This is a genomic window from Arthrobacter sp. TmtSoilC77 (assembly GCF_059739415.1).
The window spans coordinates 3,830,404-3,847,428 of sequence record NZ_AP046050.1; the positions used below are offsets into that span (position 1 = coordinate 3,830,404).

14 protein-coding genes and 2 pseudogenes are annotated in these 17,025 nt (G+C 62.3%); 4 read left to right on the forward strand and 12 right to left on the reverse strand.

Translation table 11 applies throughout. From position 1 onward, the window contains the following. Positions 1-136 precede the first annotated feature (136 nt). The 8 genes from AC6I99_RS17615 to AC6I99_RS17650 form a co-directional block, all read right to left on the reverse strand. Positions 137-1,294, reverse strand: a complete 1,158-nt coding sequence (locus AC6I99_RS17615; protein ID WP_224165272.1) for a 3-deoxy-7-phosphoheptulonate synthase — start codon at positions 1,292-1,294, stop codon at positions 137-139. Positions 1,295-1,513: 219 nt separating this feature from the next. Continuing rightward, on the reverse strand, positions 1,514-2,536 hold the full coding sequence (locus AC6I99_RS17620) for an acetylxylan esterase (RefSeq protein WP_497944494.1): 1,023 nt from the start codon (positions 2,534-2,536) through the stop codon (positions 1,514-1,516). A 50-nt stretch (positions 2,537-2,586) separates the two neighbouring features. Then, positions 2,587-3,264 carry a DUF1961 family protein gene (locus AC6I99_RS17625; protein WP_497944493.1) on the reverse strand — a complete coding sequence of 226 codons (678 nt, stop codon included), beginning with the start codon at positions 3,262-3,264 and terminating at the stop codon, positions 2,587-2,589. Further along, positions 3,261-3,932: a rhamnogalacturonan acetylesterase gene (locus AC6I99_RS17630; protein ID WP_497944492.1), complete on the reverse strand. Its 672-nt coding sequence runs from the start codon at positions 3,930-3,932 to the stop codon at positions 3,261-3,263. The genes AC6I99_RS17625 and AC6I99_RS17630 overlap by 4 nt, the downstream gene beginning before the upstream one ends. Positions 3,933-3,956: 24 nt before the next feature. Continuing rightward, positions 3,957-4,829 (reverse strand): carbohydrate ABC transporter permease, encoded by an 873-nt coding sequence (locus tag AC6I99_RS17635; protein WP_224088785.1) that lies wholly within the window; start codon positions 4,827-4,829, stop codon positions 3,957-3,959. Continuing rightward, complete coding sequence (locus AC6I99_RS17640) at positions 4,829-5,821, reverse strand: ABC transporter permease (RefSeq protein WP_497944491.1); 993 nt, start codon at positions 5,819-5,821, stop codon at positions 4,829-4,831. The genes AC6I99_RS17635 and AC6I99_RS17640 overlap by 1 nt, the downstream gene beginning before the upstream one ends. Then, a complete protein-coding gene (locus AC6I99_RS17645) occupies positions 5,800-7,344 on the reverse strand; it encodes an extracellular solute-binding protein (RefSeq protein WP_497944490.1) in 1,545 nt (514 codons plus the stop codon). The genes AC6I99_RS17640 and AC6I99_RS17645 overlap by 22 nt, the downstream gene beginning before the upstream one ends. A 189-nt stretch (positions 7,345-7,533) precedes the next feature. Beyond that, entirely contained in the window at positions 7,534-8,247 is a 714-nt protein-coding gene (locus AC6I99_RS17650; RefSeq protein ID WP_497944489.1) for a YesL family protein, read from the reverse strand. Positions 8,248-8,581: 334 nt separating this feature from the next. Here AC6I99_RS17650 and AC6I99_RS17655 point away from each other — a divergent pair, with 334 nt between their 5' ends. The 4 genes and pseudogenes from AC6I99_RS17655 to AC6I99_RS17670 all read left to right on the forward strand — a co-directional run. Next, complete coding sequence (locus AC6I99_RS17655) at positions 8,582-10,615, forward strand: DUF6807 family protein (protein WP_497944488.1); 2,034 nt, start codon at positions 8,582-8,584, stop codon at positions 10,613-10,615. Between the two features lie 160 nt (positions 10,616-10,775). Further along, a pseudogene (locus AC6I99_RS17660) lies at positions 10,776-11,210 on the forward strand (helix-turn-helix domain-containing protein); the annotation flags it as partial. Between the two features lie 298 nt (positions 11,211-11,508). Continuing rightward, complete coding sequence (locus tag AC6I99_RS17665) at positions 11,509-12,573, forward strand: IS110 family RNA-guided transposase (protein WP_497944487.1); 1,065 nt, start codon at positions 11,509-11,511, stop codon at positions 12,571-12,573. A gap of 7 nt (positions 12,574-12,580) precedes the next feature. Further along, positions 12,581-13,123: pseudogene (locus AC6I99_RS17670) on the forward strand (integrase core domain-containing protein); the annotation flags it as partial. Here the strand turns inward: AC6I99_RS17670 and AC6I99_RS17675 are convergent. The 4 genes from AC6I99_RS17675 to AC6I99_RS17690 are packed head-to-tail and all read right to left on the reverse strand — an operon-like array spanning position 13,095 to position 16,995. Continuing rightward, positions 13,095-14,417: an MFS transporter gene (locus AC6I99_RS17675; protein ID WP_497944486.1), complete on the reverse strand. Its 1,323-nt coding sequence runs from the start codon at positions 14,415-14,417 to the stop codon at positions 13,095-13,097. The pseudogene AC6I99_RS17670 and the gene AC6I99_RS17675 sit on opposite strands and share 29 nt — an antisense overlap. 43 nt (positions 14,418-14,460) lie before the next feature. Next, positions 14,461-15,105 carry a Poxvirus protein I5 gene (locus AC6I99_RS17680; protein WP_497946960.1) on the reverse strand — a complete coding sequence of 215 codons (645 nt, stop codon included), beginning with the start codon at positions 15,103-15,105 and terminating at the stop codon, positions 14,461-14,463. A 22-nt stretch (positions 15,106-15,127) separates the two neighbouring features. Further along, a complete protein-coding gene (locus tag AC6I99_RS17685; protein ID WP_497944485.1) occupies positions 15,128-16,045 on the reverse strand; it encodes a carbohydrate ABC transporter permease in 918 nt (305 codons plus the stop codon). After that, the gene (locus tag AC6I99_RS17690) at positions 16,042-16,995 is read right to left on the reverse strand and encodes a carbohydrate ABC transporter permease (protein ID WP_497944484.1); all 954 of its coding nucleotides are present in this window, start codon (positions 16,993-16,995) and stop codon (positions 16,042-16,044) included. The genes AC6I99_RS17685 and AC6I99_RS17690 overlap by 4 nt, the downstream gene beginning before the upstream one ends. Positions 16,996-17,025 lie beyond the last annotated feature (30 nt).

Consider the following 17,025-nt stretch of genomic DNA (forward strand, 5'->3'; position numbering starts at 1 on the left):
ACAGGACACCCCCAGTAGAACGGTGTGCCGATGCTGAGCCATCAAACAACCATGTGCTAGATACTCTAGAGGCTGAAGTGACCAATGTGAAAGCATTTCCGGTAAGTGGGACTCTACTCCCCGGCTACTCCCCCGGCTACTCCCCCGGGACCAGCCGGCGCTTCCGGGCCGACGCAGCGAGCTGCTCCAGCACTGAAGCGGTGACGTCCCATTCCATGCAGGCATCGGTAACGCTCTGGCCGTAGACCAGTTCCTGCTCACCAGCCAATTGCTTGGCGACGTCGAGGTTCTGCGCCCCGCCCACCAGGAAGCTCTCCAGCATCACGCCGGCAACAGGAGAAGAAGAACCGGTTTCAAGCTGCGCACCGATTTCCAAGGCAACTTCGGCCTGGCGGTGGTGGCTCTTGCCGCTGTTGGCGTGGCTGGCGTCCACGATCAGGCGTGGGTTCAGTCCCTTGGCGGCGAGTTTGGCGGAGGCAGCGGCAACGTCTTCCTGCGAGTAGTTGGGGCCCTTGCGGCCGCCGCGCAGAATCACGTGGGTGTCCGGGTTGCCGGACGTGGCGACGAGAGCCGCCCGGCCGTCGTCGTCGATTCCGAGGAAAGCCTGCTCAGCCGCCGAGGCGCCACAGGCATCGATGGCCACCTGGAGGTCGCCGTCGGTTCCGTTCTTGAAGCCGATGGGCATGGACAGCCCGGAGGCGAGCTGGCGGTGGATCTGGCTTTCCGTGGTGCGGGCGCCGATGGCACCCCAGGAGACGAGGTCCGCCATGTACTGGGGGCTGATGGGTTCCAGGAATTCCGTGGCGGTGGGCAGTCCCAGCGCGGTGACCTGCTTGAGGAAGCCGCGGGCTGCCCGCAGGCCGGCGGCAATATCGTGGCTGCCGTCCAGGTGGGGATCGTTGATGAGGCCCTTCCAACCGACTGTGGTGCGGGGCTTCTCGAAGTAGGTCCGCATGACGATCAGCAGGTCTTCCTTGTGCTTCTCCGCCTGGCTGACCAGTCGGCGCGCGTATTCCAGGCCGGCCTTGGGATCGTGGATGGAGCAAGGCCCGACGATGACCAGCAGGCGGTCGTCCACGCCGTCCATGATGGCCCGGACTTCATCCCGCCCACGGTCGACGACGGCAGCTGAGCGGGCGTCCAGCGGCAACTCGGCGATGAGGTCCTGAGGGGCCGGAAGGGGCTCGAACCGGGCCACCCGCAGGTTGGAGGTGGCGGGCTGGGAAGCTTTCCCGGCAGCGGGGAGTGCCTCGTTATCGAGTGTCTCGGTGGATTCTGCAGCGATGCTGGTCATTTCTGGGTCCTGTTCCGGATGCGGAGCGGGCCCCTTTTCAGAACCCGCCGGATATGGCGAAGGGCAGAGAATAATCTCTGCCCTGCTGGCTCTGAAGGAAAGTTGGATGCGTGTCAGTTAGACGCGGGCCCCTCCAGAGCCAACGAAAAATACGCATACCAACGCTTAGTCATAGCCACACCATAACCGCGGTTCGTCAAACCGGGCAAATTGGGTCCGTCATGATGACAAAAGTTTGCGGAGGAACTGGAGCTGCTTGATCCAGTGGTGTTCCTGGCCGCCCTCGTGGTTATTGAAGCGGTAGACCTCGATGTCCTTGGCGGGCGCATTTCCGCCCGAAGCCGGGTTCCCAGCGCCGTAGTTGTTGAAGCTCGCAAACACGGTTGACGGCGGGCAAATATCGTCCATCTGGGCTGCTGAGAAGAGGGCAGGCACCGTGGCTGCCCGGCCGAGATGCACGCCATCAAAGTAATTCAGCACGGCGAGCATGGGCTCATACTTGTCGCGATGCCGCCCCAGGAAGCCGGCAATTTCCGGGTATGGCCCACGAGGCGCGATCTCGATCGCACGGGGAAAGTCCTGCAGGAAGGGGACGTCGGGCAGCGCGGCGATGACGCCGTCGAGCCTTCCAGCCACCAGCCCGGCGGCCGCCACCGTAATGCCACCTCCTTGGCTGATACCGGCCAGCACCACCTTGGAAGGGTCGACGGCGGGATGGCTCTGCGCCGCTTCTACCGCACGGAAGGCGTCCACGTAGACCCGGCGGAAGTAGTAATCGTCCTGATGGCCGGCTCCCCGGGTCATCAGGCCTGCATAGTTGATTCCGCCGGCCGACGGATGTGGATCCGGGGTGTCACCGGATACGCCCCCGTAGCCCTGGCCGCGGGTGTCCATGATGAAGTGGGCGTATCCAGCCTGCGCCCACCGGGTGTTCTGGTTGACCAGTCCGCGTCCGCCGGAGTAGCCGATGTACTCCACGACAACGGGAAGCTGCTGCCCGGGCTCAAGGTGCGACGGAACGTGGAGCCAGCCCTTGATGCGGTCTCCCCCGAAGCCGGAGTACGTGACGTCGTACGTGTCCATGACGCTGAGGTAGTTGTCCACGGGCTCGAACGCAGCATTCAGGGGCAAGGCCCGGGCCTCGGCGAGGGTGCGCTCCCAGAAAGCGTCGAAATCAGTAGGCGGAACGGCGCTGGAGGTGTAGTTACGGAGCTGCTCAAGGGGCAGGTCAAAGAGAGGCATGAGGACATCCTACGTCATAGGGTTGTGTCGCCGGTCACCAGGACGGGGACTTACAAGGGAGTGATCACGAGGTTTCGGTAAGCCGCCCGCAGAGGGGCCATTTGGCGGATTCCAAAGTAGCCGCCGCCCAGGAGTTCCTGGCTGGTGTCCACCCAGTCGAAGAGAGGCAAATCATTAATCGAAAAGGCCACACGGGGACCAGCTTTGATGACTTCCATCCGATAAAAGCCGCCTGCATCTTCAGCTGGAGGAAGCGGGTCCGCTCCCTGCGCTACAAGTTCGAAGCCGGCACTTTTGCGCAGGTTGCACGTCCTGAAGGCACGCTCCGCGGCGTATTTGTGGCGGAAGTAGGAGATGTGGAGCGCATCAATATCCCCCGAGTGGTACTGCGGATAGTAACCGGTCCGCGGTGCCAGCGAAGCGGAGAACAGATCCTTGCCATCGTGCCCCCGCGCGGAGAAGAACACCATGGCCAGGCCTGGTTCCTCAAGCGGAAGGAACTCCCATCCGATCCGGACATGGTCCGGGATTTCCTCAGGGCACCAGAGGGTCCAGTGGGCATGGTCTCCGTGTTCCTCTGGGTCAAGGGAGCCCGACAGAACCAGCGCCCTGGTTCCGTCGCCGCCCAAATCCGGGCCGCCGTCGTCGTACACTCCGAACTGGACCGGCCCTTCGGCGACCCAACCAGCGATATCCGAAGGACCCCGCAAGGGGTTGGAGTAGATCAAGCGCCCACTCCAGCTTTGAGGGTGGCGGCCAACCCATAGCCGAGCGCTTCGAGCTGCTCCGCAACGTACACCGCAATCCGGCGCGCACCCGTCTCATGGAAGTGCGTGTTGTCCTCAAGGCCGCCAGCCCAGTGCGCATGCTCGCCGGGAGCGAAGTGGAAGAACAACTCTTTGGACCCCTCGTCCCCCAGCTCCTGGTACAGCGCGCGGGTCCACTGGTTGAGGTCGATGACGTCCAGCCCCAGCTCCATGCAAAGTTCACGCACGACGGCGGGATAGTCACCCAGCGTCTGCTGCAGCGTTCCATCCAGGAAGTTCCGGCGTTCCACCGGTGTACACAGAATGTTAATGCCGCCCTTGGAACGGACATCGGCCACCATCCGCTTCAGGTTCTCCATATAGCCCGTTCGGGCAGCGAGGTGCCCGCGCTTTTGGTCGTTGTGCCCGAACTGGATCAGCACGAGGTCGCCCATACCGGTCTGGTCCAGCAGCTGATACCAGAGGCCTTCACCGCGGAACGACTCCGTGGTGGCACCGCCCTTGGCATAGTTGTGCACCGCAGCCCACCAATAGGTTTCGGGCGCGAGGTGGGCTCCCCAACCGCTCATCGGGTATTCGTAACTGGGGCAGGCTGCCACAGTGGAGTCGCCCGCGAGGAGGATTTTCATGATTTTCCTTTCATCAAGGAGCTGTTACCCCTTAACCGAACCGATCAGCATTCCCTTGGCAAAGTGCTTCTGCAGGAACGGGTAGAAGATAAGGATGGGCAGGGTTGCCACCACGATCACGGCAAACTTGATGCCTTGCTCGGGCGGAATGTATGACGGATCCACGTTGCCGGTGCCAAGGAGATCCGAGGCGGCGGTGACCTGGCGCAGGTACATCTGAAGCGTCCACATGTTGTTGTCGCTGAGGTACAAAAGCGGAGACATGAAGTCGTTCCAAATACCCACCGCGTAAAACAGCGCAAACGTGGCCAACACCGGCTTGGACAGCGGCAGCAGGATCCGCCAGAGGATTCCGATCTCCGTCGCGCCGTCCATCTTGGCCGATTCCTCGAGCTCCGCGGGGAGTTCCTGGAAGAAGTTCTTGATGATGATCAGGCTGAACGGGTTGATGGCCGCAGGCAGGATGAGCGCCCAGTAGCTGTTCAGCAGGCCCAGGTCCTTCACCAGCAGGAACGTTGGAATCATGCCGCCTGAGAAGACCATGGCAAAAACCACCAGGGACAGGATCAGTTTCCGGCCCCGAAGTCCACGTTTCGCCAGCGGGTAGGCCATGGTGACCGTGAGGACCAGCTGCACCAGCGTCCCAACCAGCGTGACCAGCACGGTGGTGATCAGGGCTTTGGTAAATGCCGGCGTGGAGAAGATGTACTCATACGCCCCCAGCGTGAATTGCTCCGGCCAGACGAAGAACGCCCGTCGGGTGATCTCTGCTTCGTTGGCGAAGGATCCTGCCAGGACGTAGACGAAAGGCAACAGCGTGATGATGCCGATCAGGGACAGGAAGACGTAGTTGGCGGCATCGAAAATCCGCCCGCCGCGCGTGTTGTGAATCTTCATTAGAAAAGTCCGCTCTGGTTGAACCGCTTGGACAGCCAGTTGGTGCCGAAGATCAGTACGATGCCCACCAAAGACTTGAAAAGCCCGACGGCGGTGCTGTAGCTGTAGGCGCCTTGGGTGATGCCTACGAAGTACACGTAGGTATCGAAGACGTCGGCCACGCTGCGGTTGAGTGCGTTGGTCATGAGGTAGATCTGCTCGAAGCCGGTGTTGAGCATCTGCCCTATGGCCAGGATCAGCATCACGATGATGGTGGACCGAATGCCGGGCAGGGTGATGTGCCAGACGCGCCGGAACCTGCCGGCGCCGTCGATAATCGCGGCCTCGTACTGGTCCTGGTCCACGGTAGCCAGTGCCGCCAGGAAGATGATTGTTCCCCAACCGGTGTTCTTCCAGATTTCCTGGAGCACGATCAGCGGCCGGAACCAGTTCGGATCGGACAGGATGTCCACGTTGGTGCCGAACAACCCGTTGACGAACTGGAACAACGGTCCGATGTCCAGGGCGAAGAGCAGGAAGCTCAGGGACGCCACGATGGTCCAGGACAGAAAGTGCGGGATGTAGACGAGTGTCTGGACGGTTCGCTTCAGAACCGAAAGCCGGACCTCGTTAAGCAGCAATGCCAGAACGATGGTCAGCGGGAAGGCGATCCCCAGGTTCAGGAAAGCCAGGATCAGTGTGTTGCCCAGCAGCCGCGGAAAGTCCGGGTTGGCGAAGAAATCGGTGAAGTTCGTCAATCCCACCCATGGACTGCCGTTGACGCCCAGGAACGGAACGTAGTCCTTGAAGGCGATGGACACCCCGTACATGGGACCGTACCGGAACACTGCGAAGTACAAGGCGCCGGGCAGGAGGAGAAGATACAACCATTTGTAATGTGCGAAGTGGACTGCAAAGCTGCGTCGCCGCGCCGGGGCGGGCGGCACGCTGGCCGCCCGCTCCGGGGCCTTGGCTTCGACGACCGGGGCGGTCACTTCCTGGTGTCCTGCCACAGCTTGTTTATTTCTTCTTTGACCTTGTCACCGCCGCTGGTGTTCCACAGCTTGATGGCATCCTTTAAGCCCTGCTCGTCCAACTGCCCGGCCAGGTACTTGATGCGGGCATCGGCCACAATGTTGTCCAGTTGCGCGCCCTTGGCTACATACGTGGGGGAAACGAAGGCCGCGGCCGGGTTGTATACGGCACTCTTGAGGTCGTTTGCCATCACTGCAACGCGATCGTCAAAGACTTTCTGCTCGTACTCGGACGCCTGCTTCACCGGGTAGAAGTTGTTCCCCGTGACGTTGGTTCCAAGTTGCGCGTAGCTCTTGATGTCGGTGTTGACTACCTTGCCCTCCGGCGTTTCCGGCTTGATGGTGGCGGCGAGGCCGTCCTCAACCGTGAAGTTGACTCCCTCGATGCCGTTGTTGAGAAGCACTGCAACTTCTTTGCTGTTGAGTTTGTCCAGGAATGTCAGGACGTTCTTCAGGTCGGCTTCGGTTTTGACGCTGGACTTGGGGATGGCCAGAAAGCCGGAGTAGCCGTCGGTAGGGTGGGCGTGCAGTTCACCGTCCGGGCCCTTAAGGCTGCCAACGAAGCCCACTTTGTTCTGGAAGTCGCTCGGGTTGGCCTGCTTGAAAAGGTTGATCAGTACGCTGACCCGGGAGTCGACGTCGACAATAATGCCGCCCTTGCCGTTGAAGAAAGGTTCATTCCATTTGGTGGGATCGAAGGTGGCGAAGTCGGGGTTGATGAGCTTCTCGTCCACCATCTTCTTGATGAAGCGATCAGCCTGCAGGAATTCCTCGGTTTCGAAGCTCGGCACCAGCTTGCCGTCCCGCTCGGTCCAGCGGTTTCCGGCGCCGAACCAGGTCTCGATCATGTCGTAGGGGCTGTTGGTGCCCAGGGCGCCCCATTTGGGAATCGTGATGCCGTAGGTATCGTTCTGGCCGTTGCCATCCGGATCCTGCTCGGTGAATGCCTTGGCCACTTTGTACAGGTCTTCGGTGGTCTCCGGCGCCTTCAGACCCAGTTTGTCCAGCCAGTCCTGGCGGAACATCACGGCGGCGCGGATCGGATTACGAGCCCGGAAAACCCCATAAACCTTGCCGTTGACGCTGGCGTTTTGCTGGACCTCGGGGAACGTGGTCTTCAGGTTCGGGTAGTCCTTCAGTTTATCGGTGAGGTCCCAGAACGCCCCGGCTTCTGCGTTCTTCACGAAGCCCGGCGACTTGCCCTGGACCACCAGGACATTCGGGATCTCGGAGGAGGCCAAGGTGATGTTCATCTTGTCCTCGTAGGAGGCGTTGGGCGCCCAAGAGATGTTGATGTCCTTGCCCGTGATCTCTTCAAGCTTCTTCTGCACGGCGCCGTCCGGCGTCGGCGGTTGTGCCTCCAGGAAGGGCGCCATGATCTTCACGGATGAGAGGTCCGACGCCGGCGCTTCGCCACCGCAAGCGGTCAGGGCCAAGGCGGCAGCGACGACGACGGCGGCCGCCAGCGTTGGTTTCTTACGGGACAGGACGTTGTAGGTCATTGCTGTTCCTTTTCCACTTCTTCGGGGTTGGTTGAGATCGAGGGTGTATCTGCGGAGTTGGCAGGAAAGCTCTTGAAACTCCACAGTGACGATTCGTTTTGATACGTTTCATTCATGCCGGCGACCGGGGTGTCCAAGGAGCGATGAAGGAGCATCCTGGTATCAACGGGAGGGCGGTTGCGTGGAGCCTCAGACAAGGTTGCCCTCCCGCCTGACGGCTGGGGCGGCAGTTGCCGGGGTTGCCGCTGCCGGGGTTACGAGGACCTCGGCCCCGGCCGCTTCGCCGGCGGCCATGGCGTGGTCGTTGGCAGCAAAGAAGCGATCGCACAGCCACCCGGTGACATAGAGCCACGCCCCGACCCCAAAGAACGGAATCAATCCGGGCACCGAACGGCAAACAAACACGGCGGCCGCAGTCACAAAAAGGAGAATGGCAGTGCCGGCGAGGTGCCTCATGGCAAAGCGTGAGGACATCAGGAAGTACTGGGGCAACGGCAAGGTGTAGCGGGCAAACATCGGGAAGAGGTAGCAGCACGCCCCGGCAACAAACAGGGCAGCGACGAAGATCGCCGCCGACGCTACTTGCGAGCCAAAGTCCCAACCCGCCGAGAAATACCCCCAGTTCAGGACGAGCGCTACGCCGACCATGAGCACAGGCAACCCAAGAGCATTCCCCTTGCCGAAGTTCTTGAAGTACTCGCGGGCGAAGCGGCGCACAAGCGGCGCGGCATCGCCGCGCACCTTCTCGCGAACCAGGATGTGAGCTGCCACAGTGCTGGGACCACACCCAAGGACAACGCCACCCAGTACCGTGAAAATGATCCACAGGATATTCAGGCATGCAATCCACAAGAGCGTGTCAAAGAGCGTGTAGGCCTTAAAGCCGAAGGCGGCAGACGCCATGGCATCCCCTCTCCATCGTTGCAGAAGAAGCCCGATCGGCCGGCAGGAAAAGTTGTTGCGAAGTGGCAGAATAACGAGTCATGCGAGCCGATCAGGGTAGCCCGGGTGGGCCGCGTCACAGTCAGTAAACGCTTTCCCGAAAATCTAGACGCATCCCCTCGGCAGAGTCAAGACAATTCTTGAATCGTTACATTCCAGCCAAATCCGCGCTACACTAGGCTCAGTCGGGTCTGGGAAAGCGCTTGCTAGGTGTAGCCTGAACCCGCCGGGACACTTCACGAATTACCTTGACGACGGCGTCATAGCCTCGTTGCAGCGCCAGCAGAGGAGAACCATGGACAAGCCGTCCGACGAATCAGCCCTGAGCACCAAGACGCCCGGGAGAGCCCCGGCGAGAATAGCCCTGGTTGGTGTTCACGGCTTCGGAGCACACCATCTGGGCAACCTTGAGCGTCTTGGCCATTTGGGAACGGTGGACCTCGTCGCTGTGGCGGATCCCAACCCGCCGGCACCCGGCGCGTTGCCGGAGAACACCGCCATTCACGCCGACCTGGATGCCCTGTTGGCCGGTGGACACCAGCCAGACGTCATTATCGTGGCAACTCCCATCCAGACCCATGCGCCACTGGCGCTCGCAGTGCTCGCCTCAGCCGCGGACCTTTATCTGGAGAAACCCCCGGTCGCGTCCATGCAGGATTTCCGTCGACTTCAGGAAGCCGCCACCGCTGCCGGCCGCAGCGTCCAAATCGGATTCCAAAGCCTCGGTTCACACGCCATCAAGGCACTTGAACGCCTGGCCAGCGGCGAAGCCACGGATGAACTCCCCGGTATTGGAACCCTCAAAGGAATCTCGGCTACCGGCCGATGGGTTCGGGACCGCGCCTATTACAAGCGGTCGCGATGGGCTGGAAAGCGCAGCCTGGACGGGGTGGACGTCGTGGACGGTGTGGCCACGAACCCGCTTGCCCACGCCATTGCCACGGCCTTGCGCATCGCCGGCGCCCGCACCGCAAACGACCTCGCTTCGGTGGAGACCGACCTCTACCGTGCCAACGACATCGAAGCCGATGACACCTCGGTGATCCGGATGCGGACCGTGGACGGGTTGCCCATCACCTGCGCCCTGACGCTTTGCGCCGCCGAGTCCGTGGAACCATACGTCACCCTCCACGGAACGGAAGGAACTGCCGTGTTCCACTACACGGAGGACCATGTCACAGTGCGCAACGGCGACGGCGAATCGACCCGCACCTTCGGCCGCGACGACCTCACCGAAAACCTGCTCCAGCACTTGTCGTCAGGAACGCCGCTCCTGAGCCCCTTGGATCACAGCGGCGCCTTCATGCGTGTCCTCGAGGCCATCCGCACCGCCGAGGCTCCCGCGCTCATTCCCCACACCAGTGTCGACTGGGTTGGCCAGGGCGATCAGGCCCACGCCGTCATCCCGGGCATCGAGGAAATCCTGGATCGTGCCACCCGCGCCCACGCCACCTTCAGCGAATTGGGCCTCCCTTGGGCCCGTCCGACCACCACGGGTGCGGAGCCTCTCTTCTCTTCAGGGAACAACCCTGCGGCCACCCTTCGCAGCGGAGCGGACCTCGAAACCGAGCTCTCGCCCCGGCCGTATCTCCACCCGGTCTCCACGTTGTCCGGCACAGTGGTGACCGATCACTTGCCGGCGGATCACGTTTGGCATCTCGGCGCGGGATTCGCCCTGCAGGACGTCAATGGCAGCAACTTCTGGGGCGGCCGAAGCTACCGCCGATCGGCTGGGAAGTATGTGGACCTCTTGGACCACGGCCGCATTGAAGCAGCGAAGATCACCCGTGAAGGCGACCGGACGACCCTTGAACTCGACTGGCTGGCCTCCGACGGCGGCTTGGTCCTCAAGGAGCGACGATCATACGGGCGGACCGTCGTTGACTCGCGCACTTGGCGCCTCGACATCGAGACGGAACTGCTCGCCGTCGTCGATGTTTCACTCGGCAGCCCCGGTTCGCATGGTGCCCCGGGCAGCGGCTACGGCGGCTTCTTCTGGCGTCTTCCTGTCAATGGCTCGCCCCGCGTCTTCTCCTCAACAGGTGACGGGGAGCCTGCCGTGCATGGTTCCGTTGCGCCGTGGCTGGCGTGGACGGGAGAGTTCGACGGCGGCCCTGCCACTCTGGTTTTTGCCGCGCCACCGGAATCGCCGGACCCATGGTTCGTCCGGTTGTCCGAATACCCGGCCGTCGGCTCGGCCCTCGCTTGGGACAAGGCCGTTGAGCTCCCAGCCGGATCCACCGTCAAGCGCACCAACTCCGTCTGGATCAGTGACGGAAGGCTGGATCTCCAGGAAATCCAACGCTTGGTTCGCCGAGATGGCATTTGATGGCAATGTTTTGCGTCTCAACTGTCATCTAATGCCGTCTCGCGAGCTAGCTGTATTGACCACGGACGTTGATGACGCTCGGCGTGGTTTGGTGACATGAAGAAGACCTCCGGGTGGAGTGGGGCTTGTCTAGAGTCCAATTCCACGCACGGAGGTCTTCATGTCCCACCCTAACGCTCTTCTGACGCCTCGTGGCAGGCTGCGGCTCGCGCAATGTGTCGTTGATCAGTGCTGGAGTCTGCGCCGGGCCGCGGAACGGTTCCAGGTCTCGGTTCCGACCGCCGCGCGGTGGGCGCGGCGGTACCGCGAGCACGGTCCGGCTGGGATGGAGGACCGCTCCAGCCGCCCGCATTCTTCTCCACGGCGGACGGCAACGCGTATCGAGCGGCGGATCATCGCCCTGCGCGTCAACCGCCGGTGGGGGCCTGCCAGGATCGGTTATCTGCTGGGCATCCACCCGTCCACTGTGCACCGCGTGCTGTCCCGTTACCGGCTGGCGAAGCTGGCCTGGCTCGACCGCGGCACCGGAAGGGTGATCCGCCGCTACGAACACGACAGGCCCGGGGACCTGGTCCATGTCGACATCAAGAAACTCTGTGAGTCTTATCAGCAGCTGGTCTGGGACTGGCTGGCAGGATAGTATCGGCCGTCCGCCTCGGTGGTTGTGACTCAAAGAAACTATGACCAGTAGTGTCTTGCGTCCGACTTGTCCTTCCGTCGGGGTGGTCGGCCGGTACCTGTCCGGCCCACTTCGGTGACTTGATCAGAAGATTGTCCGCGTTGTTGAGCGCGTGACTCGTCACAGTGCTGTTCCGATGTGATTCCTACCCGGACCGGTACCGGCCTTTAGCGGCCGGACCTTGTCCATCGCTGAGGAAAGGTGCTGCACCGCCATGTCTATCGTTGCGCATTCCCACCCGTTTGTCGTGGGGGTTGATACCCACGCCCGGAATCATGTTTACGCCGTTTTCGCCGCTGGGACCGGCGAGCTGCTGGATACCCGGGAGTTTCCCACGACGCCTGCCGGCATCAGCAGGGCCATCGCCTGGGTCGCCCGCCGTACCGGGGCGGACGCTGACACGCTCTGGGTCATCGAAGGCGCCGCATCCTACGGGGCTGTCCTGGCCGGCACTGTTGCCGCCGAGGGCTTCCCGATCGCCGAGGCACCACGCATGGATGCCAGGAAGCGCCGCGGCGTTGGGAAGTCCGATGCCCTGGACGCCCACCGGATCGGCGCGGCCGTGCTGCCGCTGCCGCTGGAGAAGCTGCGCCGGCCCAGGGTGAACGACGGGGTCCGTCAAGCCCTGCGGATCCTGATCACGGCACGCGATGCGATGAGCACCGAGCGGACCCGCTCGGTCAACGCGCTCACCGCGCTGCTGCGCACACACGTTTTGGGAATGGACGCCCGGAAGCCTCTTTCAGTCGGGCAGATCACTGACGTCTCACGGTGGCGTGCACGCGAGGAGGAGCTCTCCCTGTCCATTGCCCGCGCCGAAGCGGTTCGCCTGGCCAGGCGTGTCCTCGAACTCGATGAACAGCTCAAATCCAACGAGAACCAACTGACCGAGCTGGTGCAGATCAGCGAGGCCGCGCCCCTGCTTCAGGAACCGGGCTTTGGGCCCGTCGCTGCAGCGACCTGCCTCGCCACCTGGTCCCACCACGGGCGGGTTCGAAACGAGGCCGCCTACGCCTCCCTGGCGGGCGTCAACCCGATCCCTGCGTCTTCAGGAAACACCGTCCGCCACCGCCTGAACCGCGGGGGCGACAGAAGCCTGAACCGAGCCTTACACATGGTCGCGCTCACCAAAATGGCCCACGATCCCGAGACCCGGAAATACGTCGAGAAGCGGCGGGCAGAAGGCCACACAAACAGGGAAATCCGTCGATGCATCAAGCGCTACCTGGCCCGGCGCATCTATAGGACGCTCAATGCCTCCTGCACTAATGCCGCTTGACAGACATAGAAGAGTCGGCCGGATCCCGGACGGCGGTGGACACCGGGTTCTGAGCAGGGCCGCCGGACGCCGAAACAAAGCCGGGACGCCGTCCAACCGCCGGCCCGGCTACCACTACCTCCACAACGCAGTCGATGACCACTCCCGCCTGGCCTACACCGAAATCCTCGCGGACGAGACAAAGGAAACAGCAGCAGCCTTTTGGCAGCGGGCCAATATCTGGTTCCAAGCCCAAGGGATCACTATCCAGCGGGTCCTGACGGACAACGGGAACTGCTACCGGTCCAAGGCCTTCGCTCAGGCCCTGGGCCCGGACATCAAGCACAAACGCACCCGCCCCTATCGCCCGCAGACCAACGGCAAGGTCGAACGGTTCAACCGCACGATGCTGGAGGAATGGGCCTACATCCGGCCCTACCGCTCCGAGGCCGAGCGTGTCGCAGCTTTCCCCGAGTGGCTCCATGCCTACAATCACCACCGAGCCCACACTGCCCTCAAGGGTCAGACACCGGCCAGCCGCGTCACCAACCTCCCAGGTCAATACAGCTAGCGCGCTTGCGCCACAGCAGCAACCCGATCACCACAGCGGATATCATCCCCAGTGCACCGGTCACCAGCAATGCGGTACGCACGCCGAAATCTTCCGTGAGCCAGCCAGCGAGCAAGCCTCCCAAGGCATGCCCGCCCAGGAGAAGTGGAAAGTAGAGAGCCAAGACCCTGCCCCGCACGCTTGGGCCGGCTTCGAGTTGGACGCTGGTGGCCGCACTGGTGAGGAACATGAGCGTCATGAAGCCAACCACCACGAGCATGGCTACGAACAATTCCTGAGTAGGCATGAGCGCGGCAAGGAACTGCGTGAACCCGAACAGTGCGGCACTACCCACGATCCCCTTGCGGCCCAAGTGCTTGATCCGGGGAGCCAGGAGAGCACCAGCCAAGGCTCCCAAGGCGCTGACCATATTGAAGAGCCCAAATCCGGCAGGACCGCTGTGCCACACACGGTCAGCGAATGCTGCAAGGACCACCGGACCGTTCATGCCGAACGCTCCCAGGAGCCCCGCCAACAGCATGATGAGCAAAAGCTGGGGCCTCGCCCTCACATACCTGAAGCCAGCCAGAATTTGTCCACGCCTGTCCCGCGGCAGAGCGTCGGGGTCGTGTGCGTGATGAAGCTCAGATGGCCGGATAATGGCGATCATCACCAAAACGGCCACCCCGATCCCCGCGTTCGTCGCAAACGCGGCGGCTGGGCCAGCCTGGGCAATGACGACGCCGGCCAGGGCGGGACCGAGCATGGCACCTAGTTGACCTATGGCACTGTTGAGGCCGATAGCCGCCGGCAGGCCGGCATCACCAACTACCTCGTTGACGAAGACTTGCCGGGCGGGCCCATCAATGGAGCTTGTAATTCCCAAAGCAACGCAGGAGCCATAGACAACCAACACATCCGTGCCGCCCATGGCATTCCAAACAGCTAGTCCAGCGGCCAGCAGTGCAGCCACAGACTGGCACACCATGAGGATTCGGCGCTTCGGAAAGAGGTCTACCAGCACGCCGCTGACAGGACCAACCACCAGCATGGGCAGGAATTGAAGTGCCACGGCCAACCCCACCGCGGCCGGGCTTCCAGTGAGCTGCAGGACAAGCCAATCCTGGGCGAGTCGTTGCATCCACACTCCGCCGCTGCCGACGAGCGAAAGCGTCACGAAGATCCGGTAATTGTGGTGGCGGAGTGGGTAGTGCCACGATTCGGTGGAGCGGGGACTTGGCGGTATGGCGTCTTTGCCGGCGGAGTTCGAGGTCTGGTCAGAGGGACGGGGCGGTGGCAACGGACGCGGTGGCACGGGGGGGTTGTCAGCTCGATTCAGCAGGTTGTCGGATGCACTCTCAGATGTGGGTGCGGTTGGCGGTCCTGATCCTGATGGCGGCGGCGGCCAGAATCAGCATGCCGGGCACGATCACGAAGAGCGCCTGAAGCATCCACACAAACACCACCGCCATGAACACTGCTGCCAGCAGGAGGAGCGATCCACTCCAGTCGCGGACGGCATCAGTCTTGGCTTCGGCGTAGGCCGCCTGCCAGCGCTGCGGCCCCGGGAGTTCGGCGGCATCGCCACTCCAGTTCACGCCCCCGCTCCAATTGGCGGCGAACCGCAGGAATAGCACCGCGCCCGCTGCGGCCAAAATCAAGGTCGCCGGAAGGATGACTGCCCGGCCGGGCAGTTGACCAACCCAAGCGAGCAGCAGGTTCAGGACAATCACGACGGCGGCTGCCGCCGTCGTGATTCCCGTCCTCCAACTGCCGGGCAGCGCCCGGCGGAAATTGCTCCAAAGGCTGCGGAGGGAATCGTCCCTGCCGCTGAGATGCCGTTCCAGGTGGGCGACGCCGGCAGCATAGGCGGCCGGCGCCGTCACCAAGGGAATCGACAGGAGAAGGACGATGACGCCCGCAAGGATGGTCTCGGCAAAGAGGGCAAAGCGGTTGACCGGAATGCCGGGCTTCTCCGCGTGGGAATTTCCTGAGGTGTCCATGACGCTCATCTCCTGTGAATCCTTAGCCCTTGAGGCCCTGGGTTGAAACGCCTTCTACGATGTACCGCTGGAAGACCAGGAAGAAGACCAGCACGGGCAGGAGCGCAAGAACGGACATGGCGATCATGGCACCGTAGTCCGAGCTCTGGGTCTGGTCCACGAAGAGGCGCAGCGCGAGGGGAAGCGGATACTTTTCGGGGGTGTTCAGGTAGAGCAGCGGGCCCAGGAAGTCGTTCCAGCTCCAGATGAAGGAGAAGATCGACGTGGAGATCAGTGCCGGTTTCATCAGCGGGAGCATGATCGAGCCGAAGATTCGGACGTGTCCGGCGCCGTCGATGCGGGCGGCCTCGTCCAGTTCGGCCGGGAGGCCACGCATGAACTGGACCATGAGGAAGACGAAGAACGCGTCCGCGGCGAGGAACTTGCCGATCAGCAGGGGCACGTAGGTGTCCACCAGGCCGAGCTGCTGGAACACGATGTACTGCGGGATGATCACCACGTGGAACGGGAGCAGCAAGGTGGCAATCATCATGCCGAAGAACAACCCACGGCCTGGGAAATTGATCCTGGCGAAGGCGTAAGCGGAGATGGACGCCGACAGGACAGTGCCCACCACGGCGCCGACGGCCAGAATCAGGGAGTTGGTGAAGAACGTCAGGGTGGACACCCCGCCGATGCCGTCCATGGCCGTGACGAAGTTGTCGAAGCTGAAGTTGTTGGACCATAGCTGGGTGGTGGAACCACCGATTTCAGAGTTCGGTTTGAAGGACGAGGCCACCATCCAGAGCGCCGGGTAGAGGACCACCCCCACAAGCGCCAGCGCAACGATGTGGAAGATGATGCTTTTGATGCGCTTGGCGGTGCCCGACTCAGACTTGGGATTGTAGTCCGGGGCCGTCGTGGAGGGCGTGGATTGGGTGGGCGTTGCCATGGTTGTCATTTTGAATCACCGCTGTAGTGGACCCAGGACTTGGAGGTCTTGAAGAAGATCAGCGTGATGATGCCGACCACGATCACCAGGAGCCAGGCCATAGCCGAGGCGTAGCCCATCCGGAAGTCGCTGAAACCGCGCAAGTACAGGTAGAGGGTGTAGAAGAGGGTGGAGCCTGCCGGGCCGCCTTCACCGTTGGAGATGATGTACGCCGAGGCGAAGATCTGGAACGCGTGGATGGTTTCCATGAGCAGGTTGAAGAAGATCACCGGGGAAAGCATGGGCCAGGTGATGTTGAAAAACTTACGGACCGGGCCGGCGCCGTCCATCGAAGCCGCCTCGTAGAGGTCGGCAGGAATCTGCTTGAGCCCGGCCAGGAAAATCACCATCGGGGCGCCGAACTGCCACACCGTCAAGAGGATCATCATGGGCATCGTCATGGATGGATTGCCCACCCAGCCGCCGAGGTTGATCCCGAAGAAGGACAGGCCTTCATCCACAGGACCGGAATCGCCGAACATCGCCTTCCAGACAATAGCGATGGACACGGACGCGCCGATCAAGGACGGGGCATAGAACGCGGAGCGGTAGAAGCCCTGGCCCTTGCGCTTGCTGTTGAGAAGCATCGCGATCGCCAACGCCGCCGCCAGCTTCAAAGGGGTACCGAACACTACGTAGCTAAGGGTCACTCCCACTGACTGCAGGAAACGTTCGTCCTGGAAGAGCGTGGCGTAGTTGTCCAGGCCTATCCATTTGGGGGGATCGAAGAGGTTGTAGTTGGTAAAGGAAAGGTACAGCGAGGAAATCATCGGGCCCACGGTCAGGGCAATGAATCCGAGCAGCCAAGGAAGCAGGAAGGTGTAGCCGGCGCGGGCGTCCGCCCCTCGTCTCCGCGATGTACGCGGCTGCGAGGGAGCGGACGACTGGGAGCGCCTGCTCAGGGCTGGGGTTTGAGTCACGGGATCAGTCCGTCAGTTGGGAAGCCTGGA

Coding starts and splice junctions, on each gene's coding strand:
- AC6I99_RS17615 (WP_224165272.1), bottom strand. CDS start 1,294: ATGACCAGCATCGCTGCAGAATCCACCGAGACACTCGATAACGAGGCA.
- AC6I99_RS17620 (WP_497944494.1), bottom strand. CDS start 2,536: ATGCCTCTCTTTGACCTGCCCCTTGAGCAGCTCCGTAACTACACCTCC.
- AC6I99_RS17630 (WP_497944492.1), bottom strand. CDS start 3,932: ATGAAAATCCTCCTCGCGGGCGACTCCACTGTGGCAGCCTGCCCCAGT.
- AC6I99_RS17635 (WP_224088785.1), bottom strand. CDS start 4,829: ATGAAGATTCACAACACGCGCGGCGGGCGGATTTTCGATGCCGCCAAC.
- AC6I99_RS17645 (WP_497944490.1), bottom strand. CDS start 7,344: ATGACCTACAACGTCCTGTCCCGTAAGAAACCAACGCTGGCGGCCGCC.
- AC6I99_RS17650 (WP_497944489.1), bottom strand. CDS start 8,247: ATGGCGTCTGCCGCCTTCGGCTTTAAGGCCTACACGCTCTTTGACACG.
- AC6I99_RS17655 (WP_497944488.1), top strand. CDS start 8,582: ATGGACAAGCCGTCCGACGAATCAGCCCTGAGCACCAAGACGCCCGGG.
- AC6I99_RS17665 (WP_497944487.1), top strand. CDS start 11,509: ATGTCTATCGTTGCGCATTCCCACCCGTTTGTCGTGGGGGTTGATACC.
- AC6I99_RS17680 (WP_497946960.1), bottom strand. CDS start 15,105: ATGGACACCTCAGGAAATTCCCACGCGGAGAAGCCCGGCATTCCGGTC.
- AC6I99_RS17685 (WP_497944485.1), bottom strand. CDS start 16,045: ATGACAACCATGGCAACGCCCACCCAATCCACGCCCTCCACGACGGCC.